The 16,371-nt window shown below is 53.3% G+C and carries 15 protein-coding genes and 1 other RNA gene; 15 read left to right on the forward strand and 1 reads right to left on the reverse strand.

The window, feature by feature from the left end:
* Positions 1 to 23: 23 nt before the first annotated feature.
* The 14 genes from atpF (at position 24) to tadA (ending at position 14,025) form a co-directional block, all read left to right on the forward strand.
* Positions 24 to 527 (forward strand): F0F1 ATP synthase subunit B, encoded by a 504-nt coding sequence (atpF, locus tag NI21_RS0110545; RefSeq protein WP_033126165.1) that lies wholly within the window; start codon positions 24 to 26, stop codon positions 525 to 527.
* Complete coding sequence (gene atpH, locus NI21_RS0110550) at positions 505 to 1,041, forward strand: ATP synthase F1 subunit delta (protein WP_052084052.1); 537 nt, start codon at positions 505 to 507, stop codon at positions 1,039 to 1,041. The genes atpF and atpH overlap by 23 nt, the downstream gene beginning before the upstream one ends.
* The gene (gene atpA / locus NI21_RS0110555; RefSeq protein ID WP_138303592.1) at positions 1,038 to 2,552 is read left to right on the forward strand and encodes a F0F1 ATP synthase subunit alpha; all 1,515 of its coding nucleotides are present in this window, start codon (positions 1,038 to 1,040) and stop codon (positions 2,550 to 2,552) included. Before atpH ends, atpA begins: the two co-directional genes overlap by 4 nt.
* Positions 2,553 to 2,564: 12 nt before the next feature.
* Positions 2,565 to 3,458: an ATP synthase F1 subunit gamma gene (gene atpG, locus NI21_RS0110560; protein ID WP_033126167.1), complete on the forward strand. Its 894-nt coding sequence runs from the start codon at positions 2,565 to 2,567 to the stop codon at positions 3,456 to 3,458.
* A gap of 11 nt (positions 3,459 to 3,469) precedes the next feature.
* Positions 3,470 to 4,867 (forward strand): F0F1 ATP synthase subunit beta, encoded by a 1,398-nt coding sequence (gene atpD, locus NI21_RS0110565; protein ID WP_033126168.1) that lies wholly within the window; start codon positions 3,470 to 3,472, stop codon positions 4,865 to 4,867.
* Positions 4,868 to 4,913: 46 nt separating this feature from the next.
* On the forward strand, positions 4,914 to 5,330 hold the full coding sequence (atpC, locus tag NI21_RS0110570) for an ATP synthase F1 subunit epsilon (RefSeq protein WP_033126169.1): 417 nt from the start codon (positions 4,914 to 4,916) through the stop codon (positions 5,328 to 5,330).
* Between the two features lie 583 nt (positions 5,331 to 5,913).
* The gene (locus NI21_RS0110575) at positions 5,914 to 6,699 is read left to right on the forward strand and encodes a hypothetical protein (protein WP_147581186.1); all 786 of its coding nucleotides are present in this window, start codon (positions 5,914 to 5,916) and stop codon (positions 6,697 to 6,699) included.
* Between the two features lie 22 nt (positions 6,700 to 6,721).
* Entirely contained in the window at positions 6,722 to 8,467 is a 1,746-nt protein-coding gene (locus NI21_RS0110580) for a glycoside hydrolase family 2 protein (RefSeq protein ID WP_052084054.1), read from the forward strand.
* A 46-nt stretch (positions 8,468 to 8,513) separates the two neighbouring features.
* Positions 8,514 to 8,996, forward strand: a complete 483-nt coding sequence (locus NI21_RS0110585) for a M48 family metallopeptidase (RefSeq protein ID WP_242842846.1) — start codon at positions 8,514 to 8,516, stop codon at positions 8,994 to 8,996.
* Positions 8,974 to 9,600, forward strand: a complete 627-nt coding sequence (locus NI21_RS0110590; protein WP_033126171.1) for a 4'-phosphopantetheinyl transferase superfamily protein — start codon at positions 8,974 to 8,976, stop codon at positions 9,598 to 9,600. The genes NI21_RS0110585 and NI21_RS0110590 overlap by 23 nt, the downstream gene beginning before the upstream one ends.
* 185 nt (positions 9,601 to 9,785) lie before the next feature.
* Complete coding sequence (locus NI21_RS0110595; RefSeq protein WP_033126172.1) at positions 9,786 to 10,925, forward strand: hypothetical protein; 1,140 nt, start codon at positions 9,786 to 9,788, stop codon at positions 10,923 to 10,925.
* A 16-nt stretch (positions 10,926 to 10,941) separates the two neighbouring features.
* Positions 10,942 to 12,360, forward strand: a complete 1,419-nt coding sequence (locus NI21_RS0110600) for a deoxyguanosinetriphosphate triphosphohydrolase (protein ID WP_033126173.1) — start codon at positions 10,942 to 10,944, stop codon at positions 12,358 to 12,360.
* Positions 12,361 to 12,435: 75 nt separating this feature from the next.
* Positions 12,436 to 13,422 (forward strand): hypothetical protein, encoded by a 987-nt coding sequence (locus NI21_RS0110605; protein ID WP_033126174.1) that lies wholly within the window; start codon positions 12,436 to 12,438, stop codon positions 13,420 to 13,422.
* Between the two features lie 102 nt (positions 13,423 to 13,524).
* Positions 13,525 to 14,025 (forward strand): tRNA adenosine(34) deaminase TadA, encoded by a 501-nt coding sequence (gene tadA, locus NI21_RS0110610; protein ID WP_033126175.1) that lies wholly within the window; start codon positions 13,525 to 13,527, stop codon positions 14,023 to 14,025.
* A gap of 108 nt (positions 14,026 to 14,133) precedes the next feature.
* Here tadA and ffs read toward each other — a convergent pair.
* An RNA gene (gene ffs / locus NI21_RS16460) (signal recognition particle sRNA large type) lies at positions 14,134 to 14,395 on the reverse strand.
* An 86-nt stretch (positions 14,396 to 14,481) separates the two neighbouring features.
* Here ffs and NI21_RS0110615 point away from each other — a divergent pair.
* Positions 14,482 to 16,254 carry a B12-binding domain-containing radical SAM protein gene (locus tag NI21_RS0110615; RefSeq protein WP_242842847.1) on the forward strand — a complete coding sequence of 591 codons (1,773 nt, stop codon included), beginning with the start codon at positions 14,482 to 14,484 and terminating at the stop codon, positions 16,252 to 16,254.
* Positions 16,255 to 16,371 lie beyond the last annotated feature (117 nt).

Consider the following 16,371-nt stretch of genomic DNA (forward strand, 5'->3'; position numbering starts at 1 on the left):
ACAGGAAAGGCAGGTACTAGAAAGTGCTGAGTTTAGACTTTAATTTTGTCCTGGAAATGATAAACCTGGTCATTCTCTATCTGCTGCTGCGCAAATTTCTGATCGGTCCGATCATGAATATCATGGAGAAGCGCAGGGCGATGATCGCTGACGGTATCCAGAATGCCAACGACCAGCAGGCCAAGGCAATGGAGCTTAAAAGTCAGTATGAGGATGCCTTGAGCGGAGCAAAGGATGAGTCCCGGCGTATGATCGAGCAGGCCAAAGCAGACGCTAAGAAGGAGTATGACCGCATACTGAAGGATGCGGACAACGAGGCCGGAAAGATCATGAAGACAGCCAGGGAGACCATTGATCTTGAGAGAGAACAGACACTGAGACAGATGAAGACAGAGGTCGCGGGGCTTGCCATGGACGCTGCAAAGAAGATCATGATGGACAGCTGCAGCGAGAAGGACAGCCAGGCTGTCTACGACCAATTTCTGAAAGAAGCAGGTGATCCCCATGAAGACAGCGAAGACAAATAAAACTGCGTACTGCTCTATGGCGGCGATCCGCTATGCCAGGGTGCTGTTTGACATGGAGCTCCCGGAGGAAGTGATCGGGGGGACGGAAGAGATATTTTCAGAGGCCCCCGCTCTTGTCTCGGTTTTGGAAAGTCCTATCGTGACAAAAGACCAGAAGCATAAGGTCATTGACCGGATCTTTGACGAGAGAATACGGAATTTCCTGAAGGTGGCCACAGACTACGGGAAGGCCGGCATCATGCAGGAGATTTTCAGGGCATATCATCAGTATAAAAATGAGATGGCCGGCATCGTAACCGCTCACCTGGCCTATGTGGTTCCGCCCACCGAGGAACAGAAAAAGGGTATGGAGCAGTTTGTGCGCAGAGAATTTCACGCGAAAGGCGTGGTCTGGGAGATGGAAGAGAGGCCGTCGCTGATCGGCGGATTTCTTCTCCTTGTGAATGGCCGGGAGTATGATTACAGCATGCAGGGACGGCTGAAACGATTAGAACAAAAATTGACCTGGAGGTGAAAAACTTGAGTTCGATCAACTCAGATGAGATTATCTCTATCATTAAGGAAGAGATAGAAAATTATGATGTGATCAGCAGAGACCAGGAAGTTGGCTATGTTGTCTCTGTTGGAGATGGAATTGCCTCCGTTTACGGAATAGACCATGCCATGTACGGTGAGATCGTCACCCTGGAGACAGGGCTGAAGGGCATGGTGCAGGATATCAAGACAAATGAAGTGAGCTGTATCCTGTTTGGAGACGACTCCGATATCAGAGAGGGGACAAAGGTAGCCCGTACCGGAAAGAAAGCCGGTATCCCCGTGGGAGAGGGTTACATTGGAAGGGTTGTGGACGCCCTCGGTTCCCCTATAGACGGAAAAGGCGAGATCAAGGCGGACGGATACCGTCCGGTGGAGGAGGAGGCGCCCGGAATTGTGGAGAGAAAATCAGTCAGCGTGCCGCTGGAGACAGGCATCCTCTCCATTGATTCCATGTTCCCTATCGGCCGTGGACAGCGTGAGCTGATCATCGGCGACAGGCAGACGGGCAAGACCTCCATTGCTACAGACACCATCATCAACCAGAAGGGGAAGGATGTGATCTGTATCTATGTGGCTATTGGACAGAAGGCATCCACAGTGGCCCAGCTTGTAAACACGCTGCGGTCCCACGACGCCATGGACTACACTACGGTGTTCTGTTCAACGGCCAGCGAGTGCGCGCCGCTGCAGTACATTGTGCCCTATGCGGCAACCGCGCTGGCGGAATATTTTATGTATCAGGGAAAGGACGTGCTGATCGTGTACGACGATCTGTCCAAGCATGCGGTGGCCTACCGTGCCATTTCCCTGCTGCTGGGACGCTCTCCGGGACGTGAGGCGTACCCCGGAGATGTCTTCTATCTCCACTCCAGACTGCTGGAGAGAAGCAGCCGCCTGAGCGAGAAGGCGGGGGGCGGTTCCATCACGGCGCTGCCTATCATTGAGACCCAGGCGGGTGATGTTTCCGCCTACATTCCGACAAACGTGATCTCCATCACGGACGGACAGATCTTCCTGGAGAGCGACCTTTTCAACGCCGGTATGCGTCCGGCTGTCAACGTGGGACTTTCTGTGTCCCGTGTGGGAGGCGCTGCCCAGACTAAGGCTATGAAGAAGGCGTCCGGAAGCGTGCGTATCGACCTAGCTCAGGCCAGGGAGCTGGAGTCCTTTACCCAGTTCAGCTCGGATCTGGACGATGTCACAAAGACCCAGCTGAAATACGGAAGCTGCCTGACAGAGCTTCTGAAGCAGCCTCTTGGAAATCCGCTGAGCCTTCACGAGCAGGTTATCACACTGTGCGTAGCCACCCACAAGCTCATGCTGGATGTAGATACAGACAAGGTAAAACAGTTCCAGACAGATATGCTTGCATTTTTTGAGAACAGTCATCCTGAGATCTGTCAGACCATTGAGGAGAAGAAGATCCTGGATGATGAGCTGACAGAGCAGATTTTAAATGCCGCAAAGGAATTTAAAGAGAAAAGGTAAGCAGGTGTTATTATGGCAAATGCAAGAGAATTGAAAGAGAGGATGGCCAGCATCCAGGAGACAAAGAAGATCACCAACGCCATGTACCTGATTTCCTCCTCCAAGATGAAGCAGGCGAAGAAAAAGCTGGCGGACACAGAGCCCTTTTTCTACGCCATGCAGGCGGAGATCACCCGGATCCTGCGGCACGTGCCGGATATGCACAGCCATTTCTTTGACCGCAGGGAGAAGATCCCGGCAAAGGACAGGAAGGTCGGATGTATTGTCATCACGGCGGATAAAGGTCTTGCCGGGGCATACAACCACAATGTGCTGAAGATGGCGGAGGAGCTGATCGGGCAGCCGGGAAAACACAAGATGTTTGTTCTGGGTGAAGTGGGAAGGCAGTATTTCTCTAAGAGAGAGGATGAGCTGGATTCTGAATTCAAGTATACCGTGCAGGATCCGAACCTGTACCGGGCCAGAGTGATCGCCGTCAAGATGGTGGAGCTTTTTGAGGCGGGAGAGCTGGATGACATTTATATCATCTACACCCGGATGAAAAACGCGCTCCAGGCTGAGACGCAGCAGATCAAGCTTCTGCCTCTGCAGAGAGTCAACTTTGCGTCCGACAAGATGGCGGCCATGGCCGGCGTGTACAGAGAGGCAGTCACCCTGTACCCCTCCGCCCACAAGGTCATGGACAATATTGTCCCCAACTATCTGATCGGCATCATTTACGGCTGCCTCGTGGAGTCTTACTGCAGCGAGCAGAATTCCCGTATGCAGGCAATGCAGAATGCCACGGACAGCGCCACGGATATGCTGAATGAATTAAATGTAACCTATAACCGTGTAAGGCAGGCGGACATCACCCAGGAGCTGACAGAGGTGATCGGCGGTGCCAACGCACAGAAAAGGAAGTGAGATAAAACACTATGACAAAAGGAAGAATTGTACAGGTCATGGGACCTGTTGTAGACGTTGAGTTCGATAGCAGGGAAGATCTTCCATTTATCAAGGATGCACTGGAAGTGGACAACGGTGGAAAGCGCTGTGTCATGGAGGTGGCTCAGCATGTTGGAAACAATGTTGCGCGTTGCATCATGCTTGCTTCCAGCGACGGCCTCTACAAAGGGATGGAGGTGACAGCCACCGGGGAGGGCATCAAGGTTCCGGTTGGCGAGCAGACCCTTGGAAGACTTTTCAACGTGCTGGGAGAAACCATCGACGATAAGGAGAAGATTCCGGAGGATTCAGAACACTGGGTAATCCACAGAAAGGCGCCCAGCTTTGAGGATCAGAGCCCGGCTGTGGAGGTGCTGGAGACAGGCATCAAGGTCATCGACCTTCTGACCCCCTACGCAAAGGGCGGAAAGATCGGCTTGTTCGGAGGCGCCGGTGTGGGAAAGACAGTCCTGATCCAGGAGCTGATCCACAACATCGCCACGGAGCACGGCGGATATTCTATCTTTACCGGCGTGGGCGAGCGTTCCAGGGAGGGAAATGACCTCTGGACAGAGATGAGCGAGTCAGGAGTCCTGAATAAGACGGCCCTTGTGTTCGGACAGATGAACGAACCACCCGGAGCCCGTATGAGAGTGGCGGAGACAGGGCTTACTATGGCTGAGTATTTCCGTGACGAGGAGCACCAGAACGTGCTGCTGTTTATTGACAATATTTTCCGTTTTGTGCAGGCCGGTTCTGAGGTGTCCGCCCTTCTTGGACGTATGCCGTCAGCCGTGGGATATCAGCCCACTCTGGCAAATGAGATGGGCGCTCTCCAGGAGCGTATCGCCTCCACGAAGAACGGGTCAGTCACATCTGTGCAGGCTGTGTACGTGCCTGCGGACGACCTGACAGACCCGGCTCCGGCTACCACATTCTCCCATCTGGATGCCACTACAGTTCTTTCCAGAAAGATCGTGGAGCAGGGTATCTATCCGGCTGTAGATCCGCTGGAGTCCACCTCCCGTATTCTGGAGGCTGACGTGGTGGGCGAGGAGCACTACCAAGTGGCCAGAAGGGTGCAGGAGATTCTCCAGAAGTATAAGGAGCTGCAGGATATCATCGCCATCCTCGGTATGGAGGAGCTGTCAGAGGAGGATAAGCTGACAGTCAGCAGGGCCAGAAAGATCCAGAGGTTCCTGTCACAGCCCTTCTCTGTGGCTGAGACATTTACCGGAACACCGGGAAAATATGTGCCTCTGTCGGAGACCATCCGCGGCTTTAAGGCTATCATCGACGGCGAGATGGATGAGTATCCGGAGAATGCGTTCTTTAATGTCGGAACTATTGACGAGGTTATCGAGAAGGCAAAGGCTGAGCAGGCTTAAGCGCGGCCGCGCAGTGCCTTTTGTCCGGCAGAAGGAGTGAAATTAGATGAACACATTTTTTTTGAAGGTTATATCCAGCGATAAGGTTTTTTACGAGGGAAAATGCCAGAACCTGATCCTTCCCATTGAGGACGGAGAGTTCAGTGTCCTGGCCCATCATGAAAACATGATCGTGGCAGTGGTAAACGGGGAGCTCCATCTGAAGACTCCTGAGGGCGAATGGATCACAGCCGCTGTGTCCCGGGGGTTTGCTGAGATCATCAACAACCGTGTTTCCGTCCTTGTGAACTCGGCGGAGCGGCCTGAGGACATTGATGTAAAGCGAGCTGAGGAAGCCCGCCAGAGAGCTGAGGAGCGCCTGCGCCAGAAGCAGAGCATCCAGGAATACTACCTGTCCCAGGCATCCCTGGCCCGCGCCATGACCCGCCTAAAAACCTCCCGAGATAAACATTGGAATATCTGATGGCAATGAGCCATGCGGAAGTATACGGAAAAGGACTCACATCGTGCTTGCACGTAGGGGAGTCCTTTTTTGTATGCTTCCATAGGGCGAACGCCCGAGACTGACACGGAGCGAAGCGTAGTGGAGGTCAGCATGGCGGAGTAAACCTGGTCGACATGTCATGCCAGCGCAAGCTGCTTGACGTTTTCTCAGAATTGTGTTATGTTAATACTATCTTAAGCGGCATGGCATTTCGCCGTTCATAAGCCGCTTCATTATGAATTGGTCGTTCTTTTGCTTCGGCTTCTGAAGCAGAATATCAGCCTTGTGACATGTAGTAAATTTCGCTATAATTGAAGAAAGGAAATTGCCTATGAGAAATATGCTTGCGGAGGATATCGCGCTGGCAGAAGGAAAGTCTCAGTATGACGCCCAGTGTAAGAAAGTGCTGTCAAACAGGACGATCCTTGCCTGGATATTGAAGCGCACAGTGCAGGAGTGTCAGGAGCTGTCTGTATCTCAGATAAAAGCATGTATATGCGGAGAGCCTGAAGTGTCCAACGTGCGGGTGGAGCCTGGAAGGACGAACAGACTGCCGGAGCAGGTGGTCGGAGATGCAAACGAAGACAGCCAGCCGGATGAAGGAGCCATTTATTTTGATATACGGCTTCACATGCTCATTCCCGCCCGGAGAAAAACAGAGATTAAGCTGATCATCAATATTGAAGCACAAAAAGAATTTTATCCGGGTTATAACCTTGTTACACGGGGAATATTTTATGGGGCCAGGCTGATTTCATCGCAATTGGGAACGGAATTTACAGGTTCAGATTATGACAGTATAAAGAAGGTTTACTCCATATGGATTTGTATGAATGCCCCAAAGTACATAGGAAATGCCATTTCCATATATTCAATCGGAAAGAAGGATATTGTACCGGGGATTCCGGATCGTCCAGGCAGCTATGACAAGCTGTCAGTGATCTGCATTTGTTTGTGTGACGGGGCGGAAGACGGGCAGGAGCTAACGAGGATGCTGAATGTACTTCTGTCTCCGTCTTTGAGAACGGGAGATAAAATTGAAAAACTGGAAAATGATTTCCAGATAGAGATGGAGTACAGCCTTGGAAAGGAGCTGGAGCAAATGTGCAATCTGAGTGATTATGTAGAAGAAATCGGGATAGAAAAGGGAATAGAAAAAGGGAGAGACGAAGGGAAAAATCTAAACCTTATTGAGCTTATCCAAAAGAAATGCAGGAGAAATAAAAGCCTGGAAGAAACGGCGGCAGATCTGGAGGAAGAACCCCAGGCCATTGAGGCGATTTACAGGATCGTGCAAAAATATCCCCATGCATCCTGCGAGGAGATATTAATGAAGCTGAAGGAATGACAGAAGCGGAGGTGCGGCAGACATGAAGAAACTGAAAACCCGCTGGACAGACCAGGTGCTGGAGCACCCGGACCAGGTACTGGCAGAATATCCACGGCCTTCCATGCGAAGGGAGAGCTATGTCAATCTGAACGGATACTGGGATTATGTGATCACCGGGAAAGGAAAGAGGCCGGAGCGGTACGCGGGGCGTATCCTTGTGCCTTTTTCCCCGGAGGCCCCCCTATCGGGGGCGGAGAGGAGCCTTCATCCGAGCCAGGTGCTCTGGTACAGACGGATGCTGCCGGGAGAGGTGGAGAGAAGATCGGGCAGGCGCTGGCTCCTCCACTTTGGCGCAGTGGATCAGTTCGCCGCTGTCTACGTCAACAAGAGACTGGCGAAAAAGCATCTGGGAGGTTATCTGCCTTTTTCCGTGGATGTGACAGATTTCCTGAGGAAGGGAGAAAATGAGCTCATCGTGGGCGTGCGGGATTTTACGGATCAGTCCTACTACAGCAGAGGAAAACAGAAGCTGCAGAGGGGAGGCATGTTCTACACAGCTCAGAGCGGGATCTGGCAGACTGTGTGGATGGAGGAAGTGCCGGAGGCGCACGTGGACAGGCTGAAGATCACGCCTCTCTACGATGAGAAAATGGTGGAGGTCACGGTCTGCTGCGCCGACCGGGGCCAGGTTTCTGTTGCTGTGTCTTCGGAGGAGACGCAGCCCTGGGAGGTGGAGGGGGAAGCCAATGAGCCCATCCGCATACCGGTGCCCCGGATGCATCCCTGGACACCGGAGGATCCCTTTCTTTATTTCCTGAGCGTCACCTTTGGGGAGGACCGGGTTGACAGCTATTTTGCCATGAGAAAGATTTCCGTTTCTTTAGATGCGGAGGGTATCCCTAGGACATTTCTCAACGGCAGGCCCTATTTCCAGAGGGGCGTTTTGGATCAGGGGTACTGGCCCGACGGACTGTACACGGCGCCATGCGATGAGGCCCTGGAATTTGACATCAGGGAAATGAAGCGTCTCGGGTTCAATATGCTCAGAAAGCACATCAAGATCGAGCCGGAAAGATGGTACTATCACTGTGACCGGCTTGGGATGCTGGTGTGGCAGGACATGGTCTGCGGAGGCCGTCCTTACAGGAAATGGTATGTCACCTACCTGGCAAACGGATTGGAGAAATTTCATATCCGTATGACAGACCGTACCTACGGGCTTCTGGGACGGAAGGAGGAGAAGGGACGGCAGCAGTTTGTGGAGGAGATGAAGGAGACGATCCGCCTGCTCTGGAACCATCCCTCCATTGTCACCTGGGTTCTGTTCAATGAGGGCTGGGGACAGTTTGACGCAAAGGAAGTGACGCGGCTGGCCAGGGAGATGGATCCTTCCCGGCTCATTGACCAGGCAAGCGGATGGTTTGACCAGGGCGGCGGAGATTTCCGGAGCATACATAACTATTTTTTTAAGCTGCGCTTCTGGAGGGAAGAACGCGTCCAGGCGCTGACGGAATTCGGCGGCTTCTGCTGGAGGTGCAGGGAGCACAGCATGTCGGGAAAGGTCTACGGCTACAGAATTTACGGGAGCAAAAAGGAGCTAAGCGCGGGCTATGGCCAGCTGATAAAGGAGGTTGCCTCTCATATAGGCGAAGGGCTGTCCGTTACCATCTATACCCAGCTCTCAGATGTAGAGGAGGAAGTAAACGGCATTTACACCTATGACAGGGAGATACTGAAGATAGATGAGAATGTGCTGAAAGAGTGGAATGAAAAATGCAGTATTTGATATCCATGGGATCAAAGTCCGCATGGAGTATCGGAAAATAAAAAATATGAATCTGTATGTGCGCCCGGAACAGGGTGAAGTGTTGGTGACAGTCCCCTTTAGGACGCCCAGGGAGCGGGTGGAGCGGTTCCTGTACGAGAAGGAGGGCTGGATGCGCCGGCATCTGGAGCGGACCCGGGTGACCTGCGAGCACCCGCCTGTGTCGGAGGAGCAGATAGAAAAAATGAAAAGGCAGGTTCTTGGCTATGCCCAAAAGTGGGAGACGATCATGGGCGTCCATGCGTCCGGCTGGACCCTGCGGGATATGAAGACAAGGTGGGGAAGCTGTACTGTGAGCACGGGGCGTATCCGGCTGAATACCAGACTTGTCTTTTGTCCGGAGGAGTGCCTAGAGTATGTGATCGTGCACGAGCTCTGCCACCTGATTGAGCCCAGCCACAACCAGCGGTTTAAGAGCTGTATGACAAAATTTCTGCCGGACTGGAAGGAGAGAAAGAAGAAATTAAATGGTTTACACGTGGATAGCTGATATTTCTCCTCTCAGGGAGGAGCAAATTTACAGGAAATACTATGAGAAGGCGCCGGATTTCCGCAGGGAGAAGGCGGATCAACTCCGTTTTCCCCAGGACCGGGCACAGAGCGTGGGCGTCTGGGCGCTGTTGGAGAAGATGCGGAAGCGATATGGGGCCGGCCCGGATCAGGTCTTTAACCTGTCCCACTCCGGGGACTATGTGTTGTGCAGCATTTCTACAGAGAGGGAGGAGAAGGTGGGGTGCGACATTGAGACCGTGAAGGAGGCCCGGATGCGGGTGGCCCGACGTTTTTTCCTTCCCTCTGAGACTGCCTGGGTCGAGGGACAGCCGTCAGAGCGGGAGAGGGCGGAGGCTTTCTACCGCCTGTGGGTACTGAAGGAGAGCTTTATGAAGGCAGTGCGCAGAGGGATGGGGCTGGATACGAGGAGCTTTGAGATAGGCTTTGACGGAGAAGATCGTCCTTTCCTTGTGAGGAAGCCCTGGCAGTATCCGGAAAGATATTATTACAGGGAGTATCAAGTGTCGGGGATCAATGCCAGGATTGCCGTGTGCAGCACAGACGGAGAGTTCGGGGAGATATATCAGGAGCTGCTGGAGTAAAGGCGCGGAGCAAAGCAGACAGGGGAAGGTTTATGGAGCAAAACCCGGATTGACGTACAGTATATGTTTTGCTAAAATAAGAAAAGGGAAAAGCATAGGTTTATGAAGAAACTTTGAAGTTTACAAAACGAAGAGCCATAAGCTGTGCAGGGTGAGTATAATTTAATTGAATAAGGAGGAATATCATGTTAGATCTTACATTCGGAGAACAGGTCAAAATTATCTTAAGCCGGAAAGGCATGACGATCAAAGAACTCGCGGAAATGATAGAAGAGCGGACGGGGAAGAAGATGTCCAGGCAGAATCTTACGCAGCGCCTTGGAAGGGACAATTTCCAGGAGCAGGACATGCGCATGATCGCGGAGATACTTGGCTGTCCGTTTCAGCTGAATATACTTGGTGACGCAAGGCAGCCGGAGAACACAGATGAGGAGAGTGTTCATGTCACGGAGGCCGAGTTGCTGCGCCTCGAAAAGAAGAAGGGAAAGAAACACCGTCATCCTGTGGAACGGGATATCACCATCGGTGAGCTGGTGGATCTCAACAGTGGTCTGGACCAGCTCCTGGAGGAAAAGGAAGAGCTCCTGGGTGAAGAGATTGCTTTGGATGCTGCCCGGCCGGAGCAGGAGGACGCGGCAGAAGCTGTCGTGGCGGAAGAGCGTGTGACGGAAGCTTCTGTGGCAGAGGAGCAAACAGAGGAGCCGGCGGCGTCAGTGGAGGCGGCTTCAGAAGAAGCAATGCCGGAAGATGCCGCGCCGGAAGAGATGGCGGCAGAAGCAACGGTAGAAGAAATAGTAGAGGAAGTGCCGGCGGAAGAGACGCCTCAGGAGCGCCCGGCCAAAAAGGCAAGGGGAAGCTGGAGAGATTTCTTTCAGAGACGTACCAGAAAAGAGCCTAAGGAGCATGTCGCCCAGACAGAGGCAGAGCGGCAGGCTGCTTCCCCGGCTGCAGCCCGTGAGGATGTAAAGCTTCAGGAGGAGCCGGAAGAGGTTCCTGATGAGGCACTGGAGACGGCCGCAGAGGAGACCCTGGAAGAAAGAGCGGCAGAGACGCCGGTGTATACCCAGGAGACGAGAGAAGAGATGCTGCAGGCTGGCGGAGATGAGGAAGAGGATCTGGAAAAGGGAGAGGTTAATCCCTACACAGGGCATGAGTATGAGTCCAATACTGTGCGCATGCATCCCAAGAGGATTGGGTACGTTCAGGTGTATGACAGGAGCAGCCACCAGTGGACAGACATGACAGAGTGGGCCTTCCTCGGCTATCAGGAGAGGAAGAAGGCTCTTCTTGGAAATGACTACGAGCCGCCCATTTATCTCGATTAAAGAAAGGAAGAGGACCGTGAACTGGGAGCAGCTTTTATCTCCGAAGAGAAGCAGGGGGAGTGGCCAGAGACATCCTGGCTCTTCGGATCTGCGCAGCGAATTTGAAAAGGATTATCACCGGATCATCGGGAGTGCCTCCTTCAGGAGGCTGCAGGACAAGACTCAGGTGTTTCCGCTGGATAAGAGTGATTTCATAAGAACCCGGCTGACTCATTCTCTGGAGGTGTCCTCCCTGACCAAGTCGCTGGGACAGAATATCGGCGAAAATATTCTTACATATAAAAAGGATCCTTCCTTCACCCCGCAGATGAAGGAAGATATCTGCAGCATCCTGCAGTGCGCCGGGCTGATCCACGACATCGGCAACCCGCCCTTTGGACATTTCGGGGAGGTGGCCATACGGGAGTGGTTTGAGAGAAATCTTCCCCGGCTGACCTTCAGAGGAGAGCCGGTGGAGCAGGTGCTGACAGAGCAGATGAAGCAGGATTTTTACCATTTTGAGGGAAATGCCCAGGCCTTCCGTCTTGTGACAAAGCTGCATTTTCTCGTAGATGAGAATGGGATGAACCTCACTTACGCCCTCCTGAACACCATCGTGAAGTATCCGGTCTCCTCGCTGGGGATCGATGCTGACTGCGGCGATATCAAGAGGAAAAAGATCGGCTACTATCTGGCGGATGAGGAGCTGTTTCACCGGATTGAGCGGGAGACAGGGACAAACGGGAGACGGCATCCGCTGACCTTTATCCTGGAGGCGGCAGACGACATCGCCTACAAGACGGCGGACATAGAGGACGCCTTTGTCAAGGGATTTATCTCCTACCATATGCTGATGGAGGAGTTGAAGAAACTGAAAAGTATTCAAAACAACAATAAAGTCATCTTTGACCCGGCGGGAAAGCTGGAGGAGCTGTACCGGCGGGGTGTGGAGAAGGGAGTGGACCATCCGGAGGAGTATGCGGTCAAGAACTGGATCGTCCGGGTGCAGGGCTTCCTCATCTCCTGCGCCACGTACGGATTTACCTCTAACTACGAGGCGATCATGGAGGGGAGCTACTCTTCGGACCTGTTTTACCATACGTTTGCAGAGGAGCTGATGGAGCTGCTGGGAGACGTGGCTATGAGGCGTGTGTTTTCCACCAGGCAGATCTATCTCATGGAGCTGGTGGAGGCGGGCATACTGGACTATCTCATGGACAGCTTCGTGAGGGCGGTCATCCACTATGACGAGGACGACAGCGCCTTAAACTCTATTGACAGGAGACTTGTGTATTTTATTTCCAGCAACTACAAGGACGCCTACCACTATCATGCAAGAGGAAAGACTGATACAGAAAAGCTGTACCTGCGGCTTCTCCTTGTCACGGATTTTATCTGCGGCATGACAGACAGCTACGCCAAGAGACTGTACCAGGAGCTGAAGGCGATCCTCTGACAAAGGAAGAACAGGTATTTTCCGGTATCCAGGCGAATAGATTGTGATAACCAGACAAAGAATGGAAGTGGAGGTTTGAAACGATTTATTCGCTATTTGTATGAATATCAGGATGGAAAACGCATCCGCAACGTGGGCTTTGTGAAGGTGGAGCAGACGGATGAGTCCACGATAGTGCATATTCATGGAAAAGGGCTGCACCTTACGGAAGACAAAAGGCTAAAGGTGTACATTTTTTATGTGAAGGAAGGACAGTGTATCGGACTCTGGCAGGGAGACATCGACCATGTGAATCCGGCTGTCAATTCCCGGCTGACTTTTACTCCGGAGGACACCGGGCGGCCGTCCAACTATCCGCTGATCGAGGGCGTTATACTGGAAAATGCAGGACACAGGAGATTTGCCGCTGTCTGGGATGACATGCCTGTGGCGGTGGAGCGGATGCAGGTCTTTAGAGACGAGCCGGAGCCGGATCTTGCCAGTCTGGCGGCCCGGAAGGCTGCGCAGGACGAGGAAGAAATGCGAAAGAGAAGTTCCCTGGAGGAGAGTGGAGAGGATGTCCCGGATGAAGATATTCCGGATGGCAATGTCCCGGACACAAACGGGACTAGCGGCGAGGACAGCTCCATGGATTTGGCGGACAGCCAGGAAGAGGCGGAGCCGGAAGCGCTGGCCTCGGAGGAGGAGACAGACCTTCCGGAGGAAATGCCCCGGCAGGAGCGCCCGAACAGGACCGGGGGAGACCCGCCTATTGGATCCCTGCGCTGTATCAAGATCCAGCGCAGGGATATCGCTCAGCTGAAGCGCTGCGAGTGGCGGCTGGCCAACAACAGCTTTCTCCTCCACGGATACTACAGCTATCATCACCTTCTGCTGATACAGGAGGGAGAAAAGTGCTGGCTTGGAGTGCCCGGCATCTATCATCCCCGGGAGGCGCAGGCGGCGGAGGCCTTCGGTTTTCCAAGATTTGTCCGGCCGGATGAGGGGGACGTGGAGCTGACCGAAGAGGAGACAAACAGGGAGGAAGACTTCGGGTACTGGTGCCGCCCGGTGAGGCGGTGACACAATTGGAACAATTTCAATTCCAGACGTAATACTTTTTAAAAGTATTACGTCTGGAATGAAAAAACTGGTGTACAATTTTGGATAAAGTGGTGTGTAAATGTGCAAAGTGTAGATGAAAAATATATGAAAGAGGCAATTAAACAGGCAAAGAAGGCGTACGCGCTGGACGAGACCCCGATCGGCTGCGTGATCGTATATGAGGGAAAGATCATCAGCCGGGGCTACAACCGGCGGAACACAGACAAAAATCCTCTGGCCCACGCGGAGATCACGGCCATCCGCAAGGCCAGCCGTAGGATGGGGGACTGGCGGCTGGAGGGATGCACCATGTATGTGACGCTGGAGCCCTGCCAGATGTGCGCGGGCGCCATTGTCCAGTCCCGGATGGACCGGGTGGTGATCGGGTGCATGAACCCCAAGGCGGGGTGCGCCGGCTCTATTCTAAATCTGCTCCAGATGGACAGGTTCAACCATCAGGCTCAGATCACGTCTGGTGTGCTGGAGGAAGAGTGCAGCTCCCTCATGAAGCAGTTTTTCCGGGGGCTGAGGGAGAGAAAGAAAAAAGAGAAAAAGAGCAGCGTCCCATCTGTGGCGGATTGACTGATCCGTAGCAGATGGGACGCTGCTCTCTTTTCCCTAAAAAATGTGAATGGATTTATAGTTTATATATGACCACCCTGCCCGCGGCAGCATGGCAGAAAGCTTTTTTCGTGCATTGCGCTTCGAACCAGGCCAACAGACGTTACCTTGGCAGTTTACTCAACCCAGGCACCCTCACGGCACCCGAAAGGTTCCGCTTAGTGCTGCTTCGTTCCCGACCTGACACGGTTCACGGATTTCCGTCGCGTGAGACCCGGATATCAACGTCACTTACCAAGGGCAGCTCTGCCAGCTTTCGCCCTCCGCGCAATATCACCCCTGCTATAGCGGACTGCAGGTACAAGGCACCGCTACCGCCCCGGCTGCACGAGTCTATATTTTACCCTGTTTTTTTGAAAATGTCAATGGATGCGGGATTTATTGTAAAACTCGATGGAATATAGTAAAATAACAGGCATGATGAGAAAGATATTGTTAGCAGCAGTCAATGCAAAATATATTCACTCCAACCTGGCCGTGTACAGCCTGAAAGCCTATGCGGACGCGAGATTGCGACAGAGCAAAAGCCCTGTCAGTTCTGCCGGCCATGCCGCCGGCGAAGTGGAAATTGAGATCGGCGAGTACACCATCAACCAACAGCCGGACCGCATTATGGAAGACATTTATAAAAGAAGGCCGGACCTTCTCTGTTTTTCCTGCTACATCTGGAATATCCAGATGATCCGCTCCCTTCTGCCTGAGCTTGGGAAGGTGCTGCCGGACACGGAAATCTGGCTGGGAGGGCCGGAGGTGTCCTACGACCCGGTACGGCTGCTGGAGCAGTTTCCCCAGGTGACAGGGATCATGAAGGGCGAGGGGGAAGAGACCTTCGCGGTTCTGGCGGGAGCCCGGGCAGCAAGAGAAGCGGGCCCGGGGACAGATTTGGAGGACGCAGAGGGCATCACCTGGCGTGACAGCCGGGGGCAGATCCGGGATAATCCGTGGAGACAGCCTCTGGACATGGATCAAATTCCCTTTGTCTACCAGGATATGACAGATTTCAGGCACAGGATCGTATATTATGAGAGCAGCAGAGGCTGCCCCTTTTCCTGCAGCTACTGCCTGTCCTCTGTTGACAAGAGACTCCGGTTCCGAAGCCTTTCTCTGGTGAAACGGGAGCTTCAGTTTTTCCTGGACGCAGGGACAGAGCAGGTGAAATTCGTGGACCGGACCTTCAACTGCCGCCACGACCACGCCTTGGAGATATGGAAATACATCCGCCGGCATGACAACGGAATCACGAATTTCCATTTTGAGGTCTCGGCGGACCTTTTGAACGAGGAGGAACTGGAGTTGATCCGATCCATGAGACCCGGGCTGATCCAGCTGGAGATTGGCGTCCAGTCCACCAACCCGGAGACCATCCGGGAAATCCGAAGGACCATGGATCTTGCCCGCCTGGAGGAAAATGTGAGAAACGTGCGGGAAGGGAGAAACGTGCACCAGCACCTGGATCTCATCGCCGGTCTCCCCTGGGAGGATCTGGAGAGCTTTGGGCGCTCCTTTGACAGGGTCTACGCCCTCCGTCCCGACCAGCTGCAGCTCGGCTTTCTCAAGATCCTGAAGGACTCCCGCATGGAGAAAATGAAGGAGGCATACGGCCTGCTCTGCCGCGACACCCCGCCCTATGAGGTGCTCTCCACAAGGTGGCTGTCCTACGGGGATGTGCTGATCCTAAAAGGGGTGGAGGAGATGACTGAGCTCTACTATAACAGCGGCCAGTTCAGGACAGCCCTGGAGCTGCTGGAGCTGCGGGAGCCCTCGCCCTTTGCCCTCTACAGGAGGCTTGCGGCTTTCTATGAGCGGGAGGGGCTGGATCAGGTGCAGCACGCCCGGGCGGCCCGCTATGAGATCCTCCTTGACTTTGTCAGGGAAAACTGGCCGGAGGATGCCGGGGAGATGAGGGAGCGGCTCATTTTTGACTACTATCTTCGGGAGAACGCCAAAAGCCGGCCGGCCTTTGCGGGTGAGTCCCGGGCGGACGGACAGTGGGTCCGCGGCTTTTATGAGACAGAAGCCCGGGAGCACAGATTTCTGGAGGACTGCGAAGGGGCAGATAAAAATCAGCTCCGCAGGATGACCCACCTGGAGTATTTTCCCCTGAAGGGGGAGTATGTGCTCTTTGACTACAGACACAGGGATCCCCTCACAAATGACGGAAGAGGAATTCATATTGCAATTGAAAAATAAAACGTTTACAATGTAGGGAGCGGCTGAAAAATAAGACTAACTATTAAAGAAAGTCAAGTAAAAAAGTGGCAACGACTTTTCGTTGCAATCAGTACCTTGAAAACTGTATGACAATAA

The organism is Eubacterium sp. ER2 (genome assembly GCF_000765215.1).
GTDB classification, from domain to species: domain Bacteria; phylum Bacillota; class Clostridia; order Lachnospirales; family Lachnospiraceae; genus Claveliimonas; species Claveliimonas intestinigallinarum.

Excerpts from the sequence above, each read along its gene's own strand:
- atpH (WP_052084052.1), top strand. The coding sequence starts at position 505 with ATGAAGACAGCGAAGACAAATAAAACTGCGTACTGCTCTATGGCGGCG.
- atpG (WP_033126167.1), top strand. The coding sequence starts at position 2,565 with ATGGCAAATGCAAGAGAATTGAAAGAGAGGATGGCCAGCATCCAGGAG.
- atpD (WP_033126168.1), top strand. The coding sequence starts at position 3,470 with ATGACAAAAGGAAGAATTGTACAGGTCATGGGACCTGTTGTAGACGTT.
- atpC (WP_033126169.1), top strand. The coding sequence starts at position 4,914 with ATGAACACATTTTTTTTGAAGGTTATATCCAGCGATAAGGTTTTTTAC.
- NI21_RS0110580 (WP_052084054.1), top strand. The coding sequence starts at position 6,722 with ATGAAGAAACTGAAAACCCGCTGGACAGACCAGGTGCTGGAGCACCCG.
- NI21_RS0110585 (WP_242842846.1), top strand. The coding sequence starts at position 8,514 with ATGAATCTGTATGTGCGCCCGGAACAGGGTGAAGTGTTGGTGACAGTC.
- NI21_RS0110590 (WP_033126171.1), top strand. The coding sequence starts at position 8,974 with ATGGTTTACACGTGGATAGCTGATATTTCTCCTCTCAGGGAGGAGCAA.
- NI21_RS0110595 (WP_033126172.1), top strand. The coding sequence starts at position 9,786 with ATGTTAGATCTTACATTCGGAGAACAGGTCAAAATTATCTTAAGCCGG.
- NI21_RS0110615 (WP_242842847.1), top strand. The coding sequence starts at position 14,482 with ATGATGAGAAAGATATTGTTAGCAGCAGTCAATGCAAAATATATTCAC.